The organism is Pseudomonas sp. TE3728 (assembly GCF_056279145.1).
The window spans coordinates 4,352,246-4,367,791 of record NZ_JBWBQT010000001.1 but is presented as its reverse complement, the minus strand read 5'-3'; the positions used below and the strand labels follow the sequence as shown (position 1 = coordinate 4,367,791).

The following is a 15,546-nucleotide window of genomic DNA, read 5'->3' as shown; positions in this document are numbered from 1 at the left end:
ACTCACCCCTTCCCTTTGGTCCGAGTCATATTCGGCCCGCCATTCTTCTCCAGATGCTCAATAATGATCCCCGCCACGTTCTTCCCGGTGGTGGTTTCAATCCCTTCAAGCCCCGGCGACGAATTCACTTCCATCACCAGCGGGCCATGGTTGGAGCGCAGGATATCCACCCCCGCCACCGCCAACCCCATGACCTTCGCCGCTCGCAACGCAGTCATTCTTTCTTCCGGTGTGATCTTGATCAGGCTCGCACTGCCACCGCGATGCAGGTTGGAGCGAAACTCCCCCGGCTTGGCCTGGCGCTTCATCGCCGCGATCACCTTGTCGCCGACCACGAAACAACGAATGTCCGCGCCGCCGGCTTCCTTGATGTATTCCTGAACCATGATGTTTTGCTTCAGGCCCATGAAGGCCTCGATCACCGATTCCGCCGCCGTGGCCGTTTCACACAGCACCACACCGATGCCCTGAGTGCCTTCCAGCACCTTGATCACCAGCGGCGCCCCGTTGACCATCTCGATCAAGTCGGGAATGTCATCCGGAGAGTGGGCAAAGCCGGTGACCGGCAAACCGATCCCCCGACGCGACAGCAATTGCAGCGACCGCAGCTTGTCTCGCGAACGGGCAATGGCTACCGATTCGTTGAGCGGAAACACCCCCATCATTTCGAACTGGCGCAGCACCGCGCAGCCGTAAAACGTCACCGATGCACCGATCCGCGGAATCACTGCATCGAAACCCTCCAGCGGTTTGCCACGGTAGTGGATCTGCGGCTTGTGGCTGGCAATGTTCATGTAGGCGCGCAAGGTGTCGATCACCACCATTTCATGGCCACGCTCTATACCGGCTTCGACCAGACGACGGGTGGAATACAGACGCGGGTTCCGCGACAGCACAGCGATCTTCATGCAACACCTGTGGAGAAGGTAGATACCGGGAACACCGGCTTGTCTTGTACATATTTAATGCCCGGATTGACCACCAACTGGCCGTCGATCAGGGCTTTGGAACCAAGTAACAGGCGATAGCGCATGGACTTGCGGCAGGCGAGGGTGAACTCGACCCGCCAGACCCGATCACCGAGGGCCAGGGTGGTGCTGACCACATAGCGCATCTGCGCGTGGCCGTTGGAGCTTTTAATGGTTTTCCTCGTTACCAGCGGGGCTTCGCAGCGCCGGTGCCGCAGTTGCACCACCGTGCCCAGGTGCGCAGTGAAGCGCACCCACTGTTCCCCGTCGCGCTCGAATGGCTCGATGTCGGTGGCATGCAGGCTGGAGGTGCTGGCGCCGGTGTCGATTTTTGCCCGAAGGCCAGCGACTCCCAAATCCGGGAGCGCCACCCACTCGCGCAGACCGATAACGGTCAAATGGTCAAATGTCTTCAAAAGTGCTCAACCGGCAAAAACCGCTCAGACCGCGTGCGGCCGAATTCGCGGTATTCACGCAGAATAATGGGTAAAAGGCGACAGTTATCTACTGCCCGAATTTCCATCCCTCAATGTGCGGGGAATGCCTGCATTCTAATCCACAGCGTGGTGATTCATGGCACGACAGAAACGGTAGTACAGTTCATCGATATTTCAGAATGAGGTCATCCAATGGCACAAAAAAGCGAAGAGGACGACAAGGTCCGTCTCGATAAATGGTTGTGGGCCGCGCGTTTTTTTAAAACACGTGCCTTGGCCAAGGCCGCGATTGAGAGTGGCAAGGTGCATTGCCGGGGCGAGCGCTGCAAGCCAGGCAAGGAGCCGAGGGTCGGCGATGAGTTTCAGATTCGCACCGGCTTCGAGGAGCGCACGGTGGTGGTCCAGGCGCTGTCGATTGTGCGCCGTGGCGCGCCGGAGGCTCAGGCGCTCTATGCTGAAACCGAGGCCAGCATTGCCAAACGCGAAGCGGCTGCGGCCATGCGCAAGGCCGGAGCATTGGGCGTGAGCACCGATGGCAAACCGAGCAAGAAGCAGCGCCGGGATCTGTTCAAGTTTCGCGGTAACAGCAACGACGAGTAGTGATCGCCGTCGGGCACAGACTTGCAATCGCGCACCTGTGCAGCCATATGGGTGTACTCGACAGCGGCCAAATGAAAATACCGTTCGTCGAAAACCGAGGTTTGACCTTGCTTGGAACAACCCCGGATTGTTCATAAAATGCCCTTACGGCTGAACGTTGCCCGCCCAGAAATGCGGAAATGACGCGTTTTTTCTTTTTTGTCACCCTTTCAGATACCCAGACCTATGACCCATCTATCGGATAACGACTACACCCAACGCTTCATCTTCGATGACAGCGACACCCGCGGCGAGCTGGTTGGGTTGGAGCGTAGCTATGCCGAAGTCCTCGCCAAACACGCCTATCCGGAGCCGGTCGCACAACTGCTGGGCGAGTTGATGGCAGCGGCAGCGTTGCTGGTTGGCACCTTGAAGTTCGATGGCTTGCTGATTCTGCAGGCCCGTTCCGAAGGCCCGGTGCCGTTGCTGATGATCGAGTGCTCCAGCGAGCGCGAAATTCGTGGCCTGGCTCGTTACGAAGCCGACCGGATTGCCCCGGATGCGACCCTCGCCGACCTGATGCCCAATGGTGTCTTGGCGCTGACCGTCGACCCGACTCAGGGCCAGCGCTATCAGGGCATCGTCGATCTCGACGGTGAAACCCTGGCCGATTGCTTCACCAACTACTTCGTCATGTCCCAACAAACCAATACCCGCTTCTGGCTCTATGCCGATGGCCGTCGTGCCCGTGGCCTGTTGCTGCAGCAACTGCCTGCCGACCGTCTGAAAGACGAAGAAGAACGCGCCGCCAGCTGGCAGCACATCACCGCCCTGGCCAGCACGCTGACGGCCGATGAATTGCTGAGCCTGGACAACGAAACCGTGCTCCATCGTCTCTACCATGAAGAGCAAGTGCGCCTGTTCGATGTGCAGAAACTACGTTTCCGTTGCAGCTGCTCTCGGGAACGCTCGGGCAATGCGCTGGTCAGTTTGGGTCTGGAAGATGCTCAGAAGCTGGTCGTCGAACATGGCGGCCGTATCGAGATCGATTGTCAGTTTTGCAACGAACGTTACCTGTTCGACGCAGCCGATATCACCCAATTGTTTGCTGGTGCAGGGGTCGATACGCCGTCAGATACCCGTCACTAAAACGTTTCAGCGCAGGTAAATTCACTGCTTAACGCCGGAATAACGCCGTTCTGACGGGAGGACCCTACACTTTTTGGGCTTTTCTGGCATAATCCGGCCCACTTTTTTCGCGGTAGTAGTGCACGACTTTCTACTACAAAACGTTTGGAGCACTCGGCCACTGGCCGACGGGGAACCTCATGACGCAAGCCAATAACGCCGTGTACACCGATCTGAGTGTTGATGATCTGGTTAAAGAAGCCCTGAATCGCGGTGAAGGCGAGCTTGCCGATACCGGCGCGCTGGTTGTTCGCACCGGTCACCGTACCGGCCGTTCGCCAGTCGATCGTTTCATCGTTGAAGAGCCCACCACCCAGGACGCCATCGCCTGGGGCCCGATCAACCGCAAGTTCCCGGCCGACAAGTTCGATGCCCTGTGGGCTCGCGTCGAGGCCTTCAACAACGCGCAAGAGCATTTCGTTTCCCACGTGCACGTAGGTGCTGCCGAAGAGCACTACCTGGCCGTGAAGATGACCACCCAGACTGCCTGGCAGAACCTGTTCGGTCGTTGCCTGTTCATCAACCCGGCCCAGTACAACCCGGCTGGCCGTGAAGAGTGGCAAGTTCTCAACGTTGCCAACTTCGAGTGCGTGCCAGAGCGTGACGGCACCAACTCCGATGGTTGCGTGATCATCAACTTCGCCCAGAAGAAAGTGCTGCTGGCGGGCATGCGTTACGCCGGCGAAATGAAGAAAGCCATGTTCTCGGTGCAGAACTTCCTGCTGCCGGCCGCCGACGTGCTGCCAATGCACTGCGCTGCCAACATCGGCGAAGCGGGAGACGTGACCCTGTTCTTCGGTCTGTCGGGCACCGGCAAGACCACCCTGTCCGCCGACGAAAGCCGTTACCTGATCGGTGACGACGAGCACGGCTGGGGCGAGGGTGTGGTGTTCAACATCGAAGGCGGTTGCTATGCCAAGTGCATCGACCTGTCCGAGAAGAACGAACCCGTCATCTGGAAAGCCATCAAGCACGGCGCAGTCCTGGAAAACGTGGTGCTGGACGACGCCAAGAAGGCTGACTACGCCGACGGCAGCCTGACCCAGAACAGCCGCGCCGCCTACCCGCTGGAGCACGTCGAGAAGCGTTCCGAGAAGAACCTCGGTGGCGAGCCAAATGCTGTGATCTTCCTGACCTGCGACCTGACCGGCGTCCTGCCACCAGTCTCGATCCTCAGCGAAGAACAAGCGGCCTACCACTTCCTGTCCGGCTACACCGCTCTGGTGGGCTCGACCGAAATGGGTTCCGGCAGCGGCATCAAATCGACCTTCTCCACCTGCTTCGGCGCACCATTCTTCCCGCGCCCGGCCGGCGAATACGCAGAACTGCTGATCAAACGCATCCGCGGCTTCGGCTCCAAGGTCTACCTGGTCAACACCGGCTGGACCGGCGGCGGCTACGGCGTCGGCAAACGCTTCAACATCCCGACCACTCGTGGCGTGATCGCAGCGATCCAGAGCGGCGCGTTGGTCGGTGCCGAGACTGAGCACCTGGACACCATCAACCTGGACGTGCCACTGGCCGTACCGGGCGTTGAGACTGGCCTGTTGAACCCACGTAACACCTGGGCTGACAAGGCTGCTTACGATGAAGCCGCTAAAGCACTGGCTGGGTTGTTTGTTGAGAACTTCAAGAAGTTCGACGTGAGCGACGCGATCAAGGCTGCTGGGCCGAAGTTGTAAGTATCGGTAGTGGTTTGAGGTAAGAGAAAGCCGCCCTTTGAGGGCGGCTTTTTTGTGGGCGCGATTCGGACCATCAGAAATACAACTGCCATTATTCCAGCTGAAAAAGCGTTAAACAGCCAGAATAATGCCACTTACGCGTTCGAGCAGATGCCTTCCAACTCCTGCGTATCCCACCGTTGGACCTTGATCGCTCGATAGAGCATGCCAATAGTCAACGGCACCTTGTCACCGCGCCCCTTCGCCCGACGCTTGAGAAACACATCAAACCCTTCCGGCTGAAAGTAGCGATAGGCGTCGTAGTCCACGAAGTCGATGGCGAACTGTTCCTCCAATGCTTCCATCAGATGTCGCGCATCAGCGCCGTCGCAGCCTAGGTCGAAGTTGATCGAGGTGGTGAGGCTGATGGTTTTGCGTTCGGGTAGGCCGAGTTCTTCGTGCAGCAGCTGCATGAGCAGGTGCATGGTGTGGTCGTCGGGGAAGTTGGGGCCGAGGTTCATGATGGCGTCCAGTTGGAGAAAAGGCTGGCGCTGATGCGCTCAGCGCCCCCTTTCAATTAACGAGCGGTTGAGTCGACCTGTCGGAGAGTTCTTGTAGCCTTCAAAATTTAGGGTGATCCGGCGGTTGACCTAGTCATGGCCATTGTTGTCTCGCATGCAGTATCCGCATTATTTCTACCGTTTCAGCCAAGACCACATAGACCATAACGTAATTTGGTGTGGCGACTATTTCATGAGTGCCAAGAACTATGCCCTTTCTATAAAGCTTTGGTTGCTGGCCCGCTTGCTCTGCTTTGAGCTCAAAGACTTCGTCTAAAGCAATGGCCGCATCAGGGTTGTCCTGGCAAATATAATTCATGATGTTGTCCCGGTCAGTCATCGCCGAGGGACGCCAAACTACCTGCATCAGCGGGCTCGTTGACGTATGGCGTCACGTTTGGCAGCAAAGATTCGGCGTACCTCTTCGTCGCTTACGCTTGGCCTGGGATCATCAATGCTGGCCTGAACCTGCTTCTTGAACCACTCCTCGTAAGCAGCGGCTTCGTGAGCGTGCTTCATTGCCTCGGAACGGTCAGGGCGAGAATAGGTTTTTACTTGTAGAGGGTCATAGCCCGATGTATCGACATTGAAATGACTGATGCCTATTCCTTGCAAATAGATCACTAGGGTTTCGAGTCGCTTAAATAGGCGAATTTGCTGGCTGCGTTGCGCCGCCAGGGAATGTGTCTGTGATCCATGTTGAACTTGAACCGCCCACCCACCTTGCTTGGCAAAAATGTGAGTGGCGTTAACAGCGCCGCTTTCAACCAGTTTGACGAGCGCGGTGTGATCGATCGTTTCGGTTGTCATAAGAAGGAGCCCATGGCTGATCAGTGGCTCACATGCTACGCAATCAATAATAGTTTGCAATCTTCTGCCTCCATTAAGGATGTAGGTATTTGTATCCTTTTTGTGGGCAGCCAGCGCAGAGTGAAGCTGGCATGCCCCATGACCACGGTGTCTTAGGATGGTGCTTTCCAGCCCATCATGCGTTGCTGGGCGACTTTAAGCAGGTCGCAGCCGTCCTGTGTCAGTAAGTAGATCGCGTGGGTGATGTGCGGAATGTCTTCGACGTCACCGTGTTTGAAGCATTGGCAATGCAGGGTTTGGAGCAGGTCGCTGGAGGCTCGGATGCGCTGGAGGGCGGCTTCGAGAATGTCCTGGGGGTTTGCCTCTGTATCGATGATCAGGGGCGGGGAATCGGTGAGGTTGGTTTGCAGCGGAAGGTAACGATCGTTTGTAGACAGAGTCCATGTTTTCATTGGTTTTAGCCTCAAATGCATCAGGAAGAACCGCCACCGCCGTGACCAAGCGATGGGAGGCGGACTGTGTTCGGGTTGGTCAACCGATGAGGCTCACATCCCGGCACGCCCGAGGGCGTCCCAAACACAGCCACCATATAGCGTGCAGGCACTTGAAGTGCCGGCAGCATACAACGGACGCGTAGATATGAGCCATTCGGGTGACCAAGCCCGAGTCGCTGATTTGGCAGCGACGGTCACGACTATAGGTGCGAGCCACTGGGCAGCGATAGACGACAAGGAGTCCCCGCTTGTAGGAACCGGATGAGCCTTGGCTAGGCCGTTTCTATAGGAATTTTCCGCGACGCAATTTCTCGTATTTTTCCGCCATCCCGCGCCATCACCTCAACAAATATGCTGATACGCCGCAACATCCAGCACGCTGGTCGTCAGCCCAGTCGCCGGCGTGTAGATCGTGCCTTTCACCGCCGAGAAGTTGACCCCTTTGCTGCCCAGTGAAACGTAGCGTTCGCCTTGATCCAGTTCGGTGAAGTAGGTGTAGGAGTAGTTGTGCATCAGCCGGTACTTCGCTTCGGCGTCGACCATGGCTTTGCCAAGGTTCTCCAGATCGGCGTGGGTCAGGTTCAACGACTTGTCCAGTTGCACGCCCCAACGCTGGAGGCAGACTTCGGCAAAATGGCGGACGAACCGGCCTGGCTCGGCCAGGGTTTTCGGGCCGCTGACGCCGTCGGGGGAGGCGTTGCCTGCCACGGTGGCGTGACGACCGGGTATGGGGTAAATGTGGGTTTGGGTGCCGATGGCAGTTTGCGGGATGACGCAGCAGAAGCCTTTCGAGCGTTCGTCCCGGGCATAGAAACCTATATATTCTTTGACGTTGGCACCGAGTTTGACTTTGTCGTCCTGGAAGTTGCTAATGCCAGGCACCGGATCAATCGCAAAGATATTCACCGGAATGTTTTTAAGTGCGGTGTCCTTGAGCATGGCGTTGGCCAGCATGTGGCAACTAATGCCGCCGCGGCTCCAACCCACCAAATTAACCTGCGTAGGAATAACACCGTCCTTGCGGAAGGTTTTAATGATCTGTTCTTGCAACGCCTGCTGGGTCACGCTGCGATCGCCATAGTTGTATTTGCGCCAGAACCACGAGCCTTGAACTTTCACGTCTTCGATGGGGATGCCGGCCGCTTTGAGGCGGTTGTATTCTTCTTCGGTCAGTTGCTCGCGCTGCCAGTCACACTGGCCTTTGATGATGTTGATCGCATGCTGGACGTTTTGCTCCCAGCCTTTGCCGAACAGTGTGCCGCTGAGACCGTACTCCTCGGATTTGGTAAAGAGATCGTCGGCTTGCAGATTACCGCTGCCGGGACCATCGACCACGATCCATTCGGCGAACTCCCTGCCTAGATGGTGGGAGGCAAGTGTCGATACCAGTTCGCCATCCCAGTAATTTTCATTAGTGGTGTCGAATTTAGTTGAGCCGGTGCCGCAGAAAAAAATAGATAATACAGTCATTTGTGTTGCCCTTGTTTGATGTAAGAGCTGGCACGCTAGTTTGTATTGTTTGAATGGTGAAGTGATTAGTTGTTGCTGTTTTTGTGCGAGGTGTTAGTTGTTGTTTGAAAGTATTATTTGATGAGTTGTTTGGCGGTTTCAAGAAGTTGGCAGCCATCCTGGGTCAGCAAGTAAAGCGCGTTGACGATATTGGGAATGTCTTTCACGTCGGCCTGTTTGAAGCACAGGCAATAGAGTGTTTCGAGCAGGTCGCTGGCGGCGCGGATGCGTTGCTGGGCGGCGTCGAGAATCTCGTGAGGATTGGCTTGGGTGTCGATGACCAGCACGGGGGGTTCGCTGTAGCTGGTTTTGAGCGGGCGATAGCGGTTGGTTAACGGTTGGAACGTGTTCATCGAGGTCAGTCCTGTGGGAAATCGGGCAGGCTCGCCGGCGGGCCGACACAGTGTTTTCAGCCGAGTCGGAAACTATAGAGGGCGGCAGCGAGGCGTCGCAATAAGACGTAAATGGACGGGTTTTGTAGGGGGTTTACCGGCGCTATCGACCTTTGCCTACGCACGTTCCGACTATTTTTTAAGCTTTTCCCCCGAGAGGTCGATATTCCTACGGGATTGTCAGGCGTGGCGCACTGAACCTCCGTAGGGTGCGCGCCAGATTTTGTAGGACGTTTCGAAACGTCTGAGTCGACTCTTAAAGGGAATTAGGTATGCAATGGCTACGTATGGCCTCGATTTTGTTGTTATGGGCCGGTGTTTGGCGGATCGCGGGCGCTACCGATGCGGGTCATTCGCTGGCTCTTGAACATACCGGTTGGCCCGATGCCCTGACCACCCAGGCAGATGTCGACACTGCATCCCGCGCCGAGGTGTTGATGGTGGGCAAGGCGCTGCTGGCCAGCGAAGCGCTGGATGAACAGGGTCTGAAACAGCGACTGGGTGTGCAGGCTGTGAAGCTCAAATCGGTCAGACAAGTGCGTGACGGGTTGTGGGATCGGTTGCTGGTCACCTACCGCAATGCCAGTCAGGACTGCGACGGCGAACTCTTCTGCCCACGTGTGCGCAACGTCGCTGATTTGCGTCAGTTGGCGGCGGCGTTCACGGGCGAAATCAGCCCGGCTTATGCAGTTTGGGCGAGCAAGAGCCGAGTGTTTCATGAGCAGGCGCTGGATGAGCAGTTGCGGGTGGCGGTGTTGGTGCCATAGCCACCCGACATGGGTTAATGATGACTAGGTCTGTGAGGCGCCGCCCAGAGTTGTGGGCGTAGCGAGGAGCGGAGGTTCGTCAGGGAGCTTCATGCACCCGCTCAGCAGCAGAGATGCAAAGACAAGGACAATGGGTAAAAACTGAGTGTATGGCATGGTTGTTCCTTCATAAGAATCCGCGTGCGGGCGTCCTGCCTTGATGAAAACTTCGCGGATGATGGTTTTTCTCGGGGTGAACCTTACCGGCTGACAGGGGCTGATGTCAGGGGGGCAAAGTGCCTCGTTTGTTTCAATCCGTGGCGAAGGAATCAATGGGGTGACGCTGTATCATCCAGTATCGTTTTTACCCCCGACCTTTTCTCGACCCGCTGCGTTCGCCAGCTAGGCTTTGGGCTTCGCAGCGGTCAACGGAGTGACAGCTTATGCACAACACCCTGGAACAGGTTTTCGGTTACCCACAGTTTCGACCCGGCCAGGAGGCGGCGGTCAGTGCTGTGTTGGCCGGGCGCTCGGCGGCGGCGATTTTCCCGACCGGTTCGGGCAAGTCTCTTTGCTATCAACTGCCGGCCTTGTTGCTGCCGCACCTGACGTTGGTTGTGTCGCCCCTGTTGGCGTTGATGCAGGATCAGTTAGCGTTCTTGCAGCGCCACGGCATTGCGGCGGGCAGTATCGATTCGGCCCAGAGCCGCGATGACGCCAGCGATGTGATGGCCCGGGCAAAGTCCGGCGAGCTGAAGATTTTGATGATTTCCGTGGAGCGCCTGAAGAACGAGCGCTTCCGCCATTTTTTGCAGCAGGTGCCGATCTCGCTGCTGGTGGTGGACGAGGCCCACTGCATCTCTGAATGGGGCCATAACTTTCGCCCCGATTACCTCAAGCTGCCGGACTATCAGCGCCAGTTCAACATTCCTCAGGCGCTGCTGCTGACCGCCACCGCGACGCCCAAGGTGATCGCCGACATGCAGGCTAAATTCGCCATTGCCCCTGAGGATGTGGTGACGACCGGTTTCTACCGGCCCAACCTCAATCTGTTGGTGGAACCGGTACGCGGCCAGGACAAGCGACGACGCCTTGTCGAGTGGATGAGCCAGCGTCCCGGCCAGCCGAGTATTGTCTACGTCACCCTGCAGAAAACCGCCGAGCACATCGCCGAACATCTGGGGCGCAATGGCATTCAGGCCGAGGCCTATCACGCCGGTTTGCCGCACGAACAGCGCGAAGCAATCCAGCGGCGGTTCATGGGTGGGCAATCCAATTGCATCGTCGCCACCATTGCCTTCGGCATGGGCATCGATAAAAGCGATATCCGCAACGTGGTGCATTTCGACCTGCCTAAATCCATCGAAAACTACAGCCAGGAAATCGGTCGCGCCGGGCGTGACGGGCAGCCATCCGATTGCCTGGTGCTAGCCAACCGCGACAGCCTCAACGTGCTGGAAAACTTCGTCTATGGCGACACGCCGGAACGGGACGGCATTCGTTGCGTGCTCGACGAGTTGCAAGCCACTGCGCCCGAGGGGCAATGGGAGTTTCTGCTGGGACCTTTGGCCGATCAGAGCAACATTCGCCAGTTACCGCTCAAGACTTTGCTGGTGCAGCTGGAACTGCGCGCAATGATCGCCCCGCGTTATGCCTATTACGCCGAATACCGCTTCAAGTATTTGCAGGAACCCGAAGCATTGCTTGCCCGATTTGAAGGTGAACGAAAGGACTTCGTCTCGGCAATCATCCAGACCTCCAGCCGCGCACGGACCTGGGCCACGGTGAATTTCGATGCGCTGTATGAGCAGTATTCCGCCGAGCGCAGTCGGGTGGTCAAGGCGCTGGATTATTTTCAGGAAAAGGGCTGGGTCGAGGTCGAAAGCAAGCAGATGACCGAGGTCTACAGCCTACTGCAAGCGGACTTTGATTCCCAAACCCTGAGCGCTGAATTGCACGCCTACTTCACCCAACACGAGCGCACCGAGATCGCACGGATTCACGCCATGCTCGATCTGTTCGCTACCGACCACTGCCTGGGTTACCGCCTGGCCGAGTACTTCGGCGACGATCACGCACCCCGGCAGTGTGGGCATTGTTCCGTGTGTCACGGTCACGTGGCGCGATTGCCAGCGCCACCGGAATTGCCGGAGCTTGTGGATAAAAATTTCGAGGCGCTGTGTGGTGATTTTATCCACAGGCACGAGCAGCACACGGGGAGTGCTCCATCGGCAGAGCGCGTCACGCGGTTTCTGTGTGGGATCAGCGTGCCGCTGTTTACCAAGCTCAAGGCGCGCTCGATTCCGGGGTTTGCGGCGTTGGAGGATTATCCATATGCCGAGGTTCGGGGATGGGCTGAGGCGAACCTCTAACGTGTAGGAGCTGCCGAAGGCTGCGATCTTTTGATCTTTGGCGGTGCTGAAATTACCGAAGATCAAGATCAAAAGATCGCAGCCTTCGGCAGCTCCTACAGGGGGACTCAAATTTTCGACGTGCATCCATCCCCTGAATGTCGCTCATCACAGGAATAAACTTCAAAAAAGCCCGGCGCCTGACTATGGTGAGGACTGTCTTTGGATCGCTAACAAGAGAACAATCATGAGCCAGACACCGTTCGATATTCAGCGCGCCGCCGTGATCGGCGCCGGCACCATGGGCCGTGGCATTGTCATGTGCCTGGCCAACGCCGGGGTGCCGGTGCTATGGGTCGATAACAATCCGCAGATGCTTGAGCAAGCGCTGACCAGCGTGGCTGAGACTTACGCCCACAACGTGCGTCAGGGGCGGATCGATCAGGCCGAGGCGGATGCGCGCATTGCACGGGTAACGGCGGCTGCCGATTACGCAGCGATCCGCGATGTCGATCTGGTCATCGAAGCGGTCTACGAAAACCTCGAGTTGAAACAGAAAATCTTCCGCGAACTCGACGGCGTGATGAAACCTGAAGCGATTCTGGCCAGCAATACCTCGGCACTGGACATCGACGCGATGGCTGCTGTCACTCGCCGTCCGCAACAGGTCCTGGGCCTGCATTTCTTCAGCCCGGCGCACATCATGAAATTGCTGGAGATCGTGCGCGGCGCCCAGACGGAGCCGGCGGTACTCGATGCAGCCTTGGCCCTGGGCCAACGCATGGGCAAGGTCAGCGTGGTGTCGGGCAACTGTCATGGCTTCATTGGCAACCGCATGCTGCATCCGTACGTGCTCGAAGCGCGCAAGATGCTGCTGGAGGGCGCTTTGCCTTATCAGGTGGATGCGGCGCTGCAAGATTTTGGTTTCGCCATGGGGCCGTTCCGCATGTACGACGTGGTTGGCATCGACCTGGAGTGGCGCGCTCGGGAGTTGGCTGGCAAAGGCCAGGATGCGCCGGAGGTTCAAGTGGACAACCGCTTGTGCGAGCTGGGGCGTTTTGGTCAGAAGAGTGGCGATGGGTATTACCACTACGAACCGGGCAGTCGTCAGGCTGAGCACGATCTGGAAGTCGATGCGCTGGTGCTTGAAGTCAGCGAAGGGTTGGGGTTCCAGCGTCGCGAGATCGGCCCTGAAGAGGTTCTGGAGCGTTGTTTGCTGGCGCTGGTCAACGAAGGGGCGAAGATTCTTCAGGAAGGTATCGCGGCATCGGCGCATGACATCGACCTGGTCTATCTCAACGGTTATGGCTTCCCGGCGGACAAGGGCGGGCCGATGGCCTGGGCGGATCAGCAAGGGTTGGAAGCTATTCATCTGCGGTTGTTGCAGCTTGAGACCAAGCAGGGCGATCACTGGGCGCCGGCGCGGTTGATTGGTGAACTGGCGGCAGAGGGGCGAGGGTTCGCTGACATGTGATTTTATGTGGCGTTTGTGAAGGTCCCTTCGCGAGCAGGCTCGCTCCCACAGTTGATCTTCATTGATCACAGGTTTTGTGTACGACCGAGATCCAGGGTGGGAGCGAGTCTGCTCGCGAAGGGGAACGACGCGGTTTCACTTTAAACTAGCCATTCACCCCCAGGAACTGACGCTGATGTCCAACCCGATGCCCCAACGCACCGACTACCCGCACTTCCAGCCCATCACCACTCGCTGGCACGACAATGACGCCTACGGTCACGTCAATAATGTCACCTACTACAGTTTTTTCGATACGGCGGTAAACACCTACCTGATCGAAGTCGGCGGCCTGGATATCCATGACGGCGAGGTGGTGGGTTTTGTGGTGAGTTCGGCCTGCGACTACTTTGCCTCTATCGCTTTCCCGGACCGGATCGAGATCGGCCTGCGGGTCGGCAAGTTGGGCAACAGTTCGGTGCAATACGAATTGGCGGTGTTCAAGACAGGTGAAGATGATGCCTGTGCGGCGGGGCGCTTCGTGCATGTGTTCGTGGATCGGGGGTCGAATCAGCCGGTGGCAATTCCTGCCGGATTGCGCGGGGCGTTGGAGCGACTGGCGATCTGAGAGGCAAAAAAAATCGCAGCCCGAGGGCTGCGATTTTTTGATCTACCGGTAAACGAGGCGATTCAAGCCTCAGTCGCGATAGCGATGTTTATGCTTGCGATGGCCATAGGCATGACCACGACCTGGATGGCCGCGACGGTAGTAACCACGATCGTCATCATCATAACCACGACGATAGCGACGATCATCGTCGTCATCGCTCTTGTTGCCCATGTAGTTACCCAGCGCGCCACCGGCGCCGCCACCTGCTGCGGAGCCGATCAGGCTGCCGGTGGTGCCGCCCACGCTGCGGCCGACCACGTTACCGCCTGCTGCGCCCAACGCACCGCCAATGGCTGCTTCGCCACGGCTGCGTTTGTCTGCGCCGACTGCGCTACCACCCGCGCCGCCCAGGGCCGCGCCAATGGTTGAACCTGTATTGCCGCCTAACGATTGACCGACGACCGAGCCAAGAACCCCGCCCAATGCGCCGCCCACACCTGCTTCGGTGGTGCCGCCTGCAGAAGCGAAGCCACTGACCAGGCCAAGGGACAACAAGAGAATCGAGGAGAACTTCATAGAGGAACCTCAAGGGGATGACGGCGCGATCCTGAGGCTGTGTCATGGTTGTGACAATAGAAATCCGACGAGTAACACGACTTGAGCACAATTCTATAAGTTACTGTTTTTTGGGCGGAACTTAAGTGTTTTTCGCCGGTCTTTAACTACTTCGCAAAGGCCGTTTTGATACAGAAACGGCCTTTTTTGTGGGCGATTGGAAAGTGCGGACCGGAAGAATTTGGTGAATGCTCTACCGCCATCGCGATCAGGCTCGCTGCTACAGTGGAGTTTCGGTCGAACACAAATGCTGTATCCACTTGAAGACCGCGATGGGGCCAGATCAGACACCGCAGAACCTACCGCTGCATCCCCCACCGCTTCACCGTCACCCGCTCCAACGAATCAAACACCAGGTTCTCCACCAGCAACCCAATCAGGATCACCACCGCTAACCCGGCAAACACCTTGTCGGTATATAGCTCATTACGATTCTGGAAGATGTACCACCCCAAACCACCCTTGCCACTGGTAGCGCCAAACACCAGTTCGGCGGCGATCAGCGTACGCCAGGCGAAGGCCCAGCCGATTTTCAGCCCGGCAAGAATCGACGGCAACGCGGCCGGGATCAGGATGAACAACACGAAACGGATGCCCTTGAGGCCGTAATTGCGCCCGGCCATGCGCAAGGTTTCCGAGACACCGAGAAACCCGGCATAGGTGTTCAAGGCCAACGCCCAGAGCACCGAATGCACCAGTACAAAAATCAGGCTGTTCTGCCCCAGGCCAAACCACAGCAGCGCCAGCGGCAACAGGGCAATCGCGGGCAACGGGTTGAACATCGAGGTCAGCGTGCTCAGCAAATCGCGACCGAACCGGGTCGACACCGCCAGCGTCGTCAGGACAAACGCCAGAACGATGCCAATCAGGTAACCCTTGAGCAAAACAACCAGCGAAATCCACACCTTGCCCAGCAGTTCGCCGCTGAGCAGGCCGTCCTGCAGCGCGCTGGCGGTTTGCAAAAAGCTCGGCAGCAGCAGGTCGTTGTTCTGATATCGGGCAACGGCCTCCCAAAGCACCGCGAGCAAAATCAGGATCAGACTTTTACGCAGCCAGCCCTGCTGCCAGAGGCGCTGGCCGAGCGGTAATTCACGCTCCAGCGGTACGCTGGTCAGCGGCTGCAAAACAGTTTCGTACTCTTTACGCACAGATGATGAATTGCTCATCGGGCAA

The 15,546-nt window shown here is 57.5% G+C and carries 17 protein-coding genes; 7 read left to right on the top strand and 10 right to left on the bottom strand.

Translation table 11 applies throughout. The annotated features are described in order from the left end of the window. Positions 1–2: 2 nt before the first annotated feature. Both rimK and rimB read right to left on the bottom strand, forming a co-directional pair. Positions 3–908 carry a 30S ribosomal protein S6--L-glutamate ligase gene (rimK, locus tag ACZ89R_RS19140; RefSeq protein WP_007903081.1) on the bottom strand — a complete coding sequence of 302 codons (906 nt, stop codon included), beginning with the start codon at positions 906–908 and terminating at the stop codon, positions 3–5. Then, positions 905–1,384, bottom strand: coding sequence for a retropepsin-like aspartic endopeptidase RimB (gene rimB / locus ACZ89R_RS19135; protein ID WP_007903080.1), 480 nt, complete (start codon positions 1,382–1,384; stop codon positions 905–907). Before rimB ends, rimK begins: the two co-directional genes overlap by 4 nt. A 213-nt stretch (positions 1,385–1,597) precedes the next feature. On the opposite strand from rimB, the gene ACZ89R_RS19130 reads away from it, so the two are divergent. From ACZ89R_RS19130 to ACZ89R_RS19120, 3 genes are all read left to right on the top strand, one after another. Further along, complete coding sequence (locus ACZ89R_RS19130; RefSeq protein ID WP_429544919.1) at positions 1,598–2,005, top strand: RNA-binding S4 domain-containing protein; 408 nt, start codon at positions 1,598–1,600, stop codon at positions 2,003–2,005. Positions 2,006–2,230: 225 nt separating this feature from the next. Next, positions 2,231–3,133: an Hsp33 family molecular chaperone HslO gene (gene hslO / locus ACZ89R_RS19125; RefSeq protein ID WP_123498184.1), complete on the top strand. Its 903-nt coding sequence runs from the start codon at positions 2,231–2,233 to the stop codon at positions 3,131–3,133. Between the two features lie 179 nt (positions 3,134–3,312). Continuing rightward, positions 3,313–4,854: a phosphoenolpyruvate carboxykinase gene (locus ACZ89R_RS19120; RefSeq protein ID WP_401171787.1), complete on the top strand. Its 1,542-nt coding sequence runs from the start codon at positions 3,313–3,315 to the stop codon at positions 4,852–4,854. A 134-nt stretch (positions 4,855–4,988) separates the two neighbouring features. Here ACZ89R_RS19120 and ACZ89R_RS19115 read toward each other — a convergent pair whose 3' ends face one another. From ACZ89R_RS19115 to ACZ89R_RS19090, 6 genes are all read right to left on the bottom strand, one after another. Next, positions 4,989–5,354, bottom strand: a complete 366-nt coding sequence (locus ACZ89R_RS19115; RefSeq protein WP_429544920.1) for a DUF1493 family protein — start codon at positions 5,352–5,354, stop codon at positions 4,989–4,991. Positions 5,355–5,487: 133 nt separating this feature from the next. Continuing rightward, positions 5,488–5,760 carry a type II toxin-antitoxin system RelE/ParE family toxin gene (locus ACZ89R_RS19110; protein ID WP_429544921.1) on the bottom strand — a complete coding sequence of 91 codons (273 nt, stop codon included), beginning with the start codon at positions 5,758–5,760 and terminating at the stop codon, positions 5,488–5,490. Continuing rightward, a complete protein-coding gene (locus ACZ89R_RS19105) occupies positions 5,760–6,263 on the bottom strand; it encodes an antitoxin PaaA2 family protein (protein ID WP_429544922.1) in 504 nt (167 codons plus the stop codon). The genes ACZ89R_RS19110 and ACZ89R_RS19105 overlap by 1 nt, the downstream gene beginning before the upstream one ends. Before the next feature lie 92 nt (positions 6,264–6,355). Then, on the bottom strand, positions 6,356–6,655 hold the full coding sequence (locus ACZ89R_RS19100; protein ID WP_429430199.1) for a hypothetical protein: 300 nt from the start codon (positions 6,653–6,655) through the stop codon (positions 6,356–6,358). A gap of 384 nt (positions 6,656–7,039) precedes the next feature. Next, a complete protein-coding gene (locus ACZ89R_RS19095) occupies positions 7,040–8,167 on the bottom strand; it encodes a hypothetical protein (protein ID WP_429544923.1) in 1,128 nt (375 codons plus the stop codon). 113 nt (positions 8,168–8,280) lie between these two features. Continuing rightward, positions 8,281–8,559, bottom strand: coding sequence for a hypothetical protein (locus ACZ89R_RS19090; protein ID WP_429544924.1), 279 nt, complete (start codon positions 8,557–8,559; stop codon positions 8,281–8,283). Positions 8,560–8,870: 311 nt separating this feature from the next. On the opposite strand from ACZ89R_RS19090, the gene ACZ89R_RS19085 reads away from it, so the two are divergent. The 4 genes from ACZ89R_RS19085 (at position 8,871) to ACZ89R_RS19070 (ending at position 13,776) form a co-directional block, all read left to right on the top strand. Continuing rightward, the gene (locus tag ACZ89R_RS19085) at positions 8,871–9,365 is read left to right on the top strand and encodes a polysaccharide deacetylase (protein WP_192346418.1); all 495 of its coding nucleotides are present in this window, start codon (positions 8,871–8,873) and stop codon (positions 9,363–9,365) included. A gap of 422 nt (positions 9,366–9,787) precedes the next feature. After that, on the top strand, positions 9,788–11,716 hold the full coding sequence (locus ACZ89R_RS19080; protein ID WP_429544925.1) for a RecQ family ATP-dependent DNA helicase: 1,929 nt from the start codon (positions 9,788–9,790) through the stop codon (positions 11,714–11,716). Positions 11,717–11,942: 226 nt separating this feature from the next. Then, positions 11,943–13,169: a 3-hydroxyacyl-CoA dehydrogenase gene (locus ACZ89R_RS19075; RefSeq protein WP_429544926.1), complete on the top strand. Its 1,227-nt coding sequence runs from the start codon at positions 11,943–11,945 to the stop codon at positions 13,167–13,169. 175 nt (positions 13,170–13,344) lie between these two features. Continuing rightward, a complete protein-coding gene (locus ACZ89R_RS19070) occupies positions 13,345–13,776 on the top strand; it encodes an acyl-CoA thioesterase (protein ID WP_429544927.1) in 432 nt (143 codons plus the stop codon). A gap of 69 nt (positions 13,777–13,845) precedes the next feature. Here the strand turns inward: ACZ89R_RS19070 and ACZ89R_RS19065 are convergent, their stop codons facing one another. Together ACZ89R_RS19065 and ACZ89R_RS19060 are read right to left on the bottom strand one after the other, a co-directional pair. Next, positions 13,846–14,334: a glycine zipper domain-containing protein gene (locus tag ACZ89R_RS19065; RefSeq protein WP_123498159.1), complete on the bottom strand. Its 489-nt coding sequence runs from the start codon at positions 14,332–14,334 to the stop codon at positions 13,846–13,848. A 338-nt stretch (positions 14,335–14,672) separates the two neighbouring features. Next, a complete protein-coding gene (locus ACZ89R_RS19060) occupies positions 14,673–15,539 on the bottom strand; it encodes an ABC transporter permease (protein WP_429544928.1) in 867 nt (288 codons plus the stop codon). Positions 15,540–15,546: the final 7 nt, after the last annotated feature.

Bases quoted from the DNA above. Each gene is read 5' to 3' on its own strand.
- ACZ89R_RS19130 (WP_429544919.1), top strand. From the start codon at position 1,598: ATGGCACAAAAAAGCGAAGAGGACGACAAGGTCCGTCTCGATAAATGG.
- ACZ89R_RS19080 (WP_429544925.1), top strand. From the start codon at position 9,788: ATGCACAACACCCTGGAACAGGTTTTCGGTTACCCACAGTTTCGACCC.
- ACZ89R_RS19110 (WP_429544921.1), bottom strand. From the start codon at position 5,760: ATGCAGGTAGTTTGGCGTCCCTCGGCGATGACTGACCGGGACAACATC.
- ACZ89R_RS19065 (WP_123498159.1), bottom strand. From the start codon at position 14,334: ATGAAGTTCTCCTCGATTCTCTTGTTGTCCCTTGGCCTGGTCAGTGGC.
- hslO (WP_123498184.1), top strand. From the start codon at position 2,231: ATGACCCATCTATCGGATAACGACTACACCCAACGCTTCATCTTCGAT.
- ACZ89R_RS19120 (WP_401171787.1), top strand. From the start codon at position 3,313: ATGACGCAAGCCAATAACGCCGTGTACACCGATCTGAGTGTTGATGAT.
- ACZ89R_RS19095 (WP_429544923.1), bottom strand. From the start codon at position 8,167: ATGACTGTATTATCTATTTTTTTCTGCGGCACCGGCTCAACTAAATTC.
- ACZ89R_RS19085 (WP_192346418.1), top strand. From the start codon at position 8,871: ATGCAATGGCTACGTATGGCCTCGATTTTGTTGTTATGGGCCGGTGTT.
- ACZ89R_RS19115 (WP_429544920.1), bottom strand. From the start codon at position 5,354: ATGAACCTCGGCCCCAACTTCCCCGACGACCACACCATGCACCTGCTC.
- rimK (WP_007903081.1), bottom strand. From the start codon at position 908: ATGAAGATCGCTGTGCTGTCGCGGAACCCGCGTCTGTATTCCACCCGT.
- ACZ89R_RS19100 (WP_429430199.1), bottom strand. From the start codon at position 6,655: ATGAAAACATGGACTCTGTCTACAAACGATCGTTACCTTCCGCTGCAA.
- ACZ89R_RS19075 (WP_429544926.1), top strand. From the start codon at position 11,943: ATGAGCCAGACACCGTTCGATATTCAGCGCGCCGCCGTGATCGGCGCC.
- ACZ89R_RS19060 (WP_429544928.1), bottom strand. From the start codon at position 15,539: ATGAGCAATTCATCATCTGTGCGTAAAGAGTACGAAACTGTTTTGCAG.
- ACZ89R_RS19070 (WP_429544927.1), top strand. From the start codon at position 13,345: ATGTCCAACCCGATGCCCCAACGCACCGACTACCCGCACTTCCAGCCC.
- ACZ89R_RS19090 (WP_429544924.1), bottom strand. From the start codon at position 8,559: ATGAACACGTTCCAACCGTTAACCAACCGCTATCGCCCGCTCAAAACC.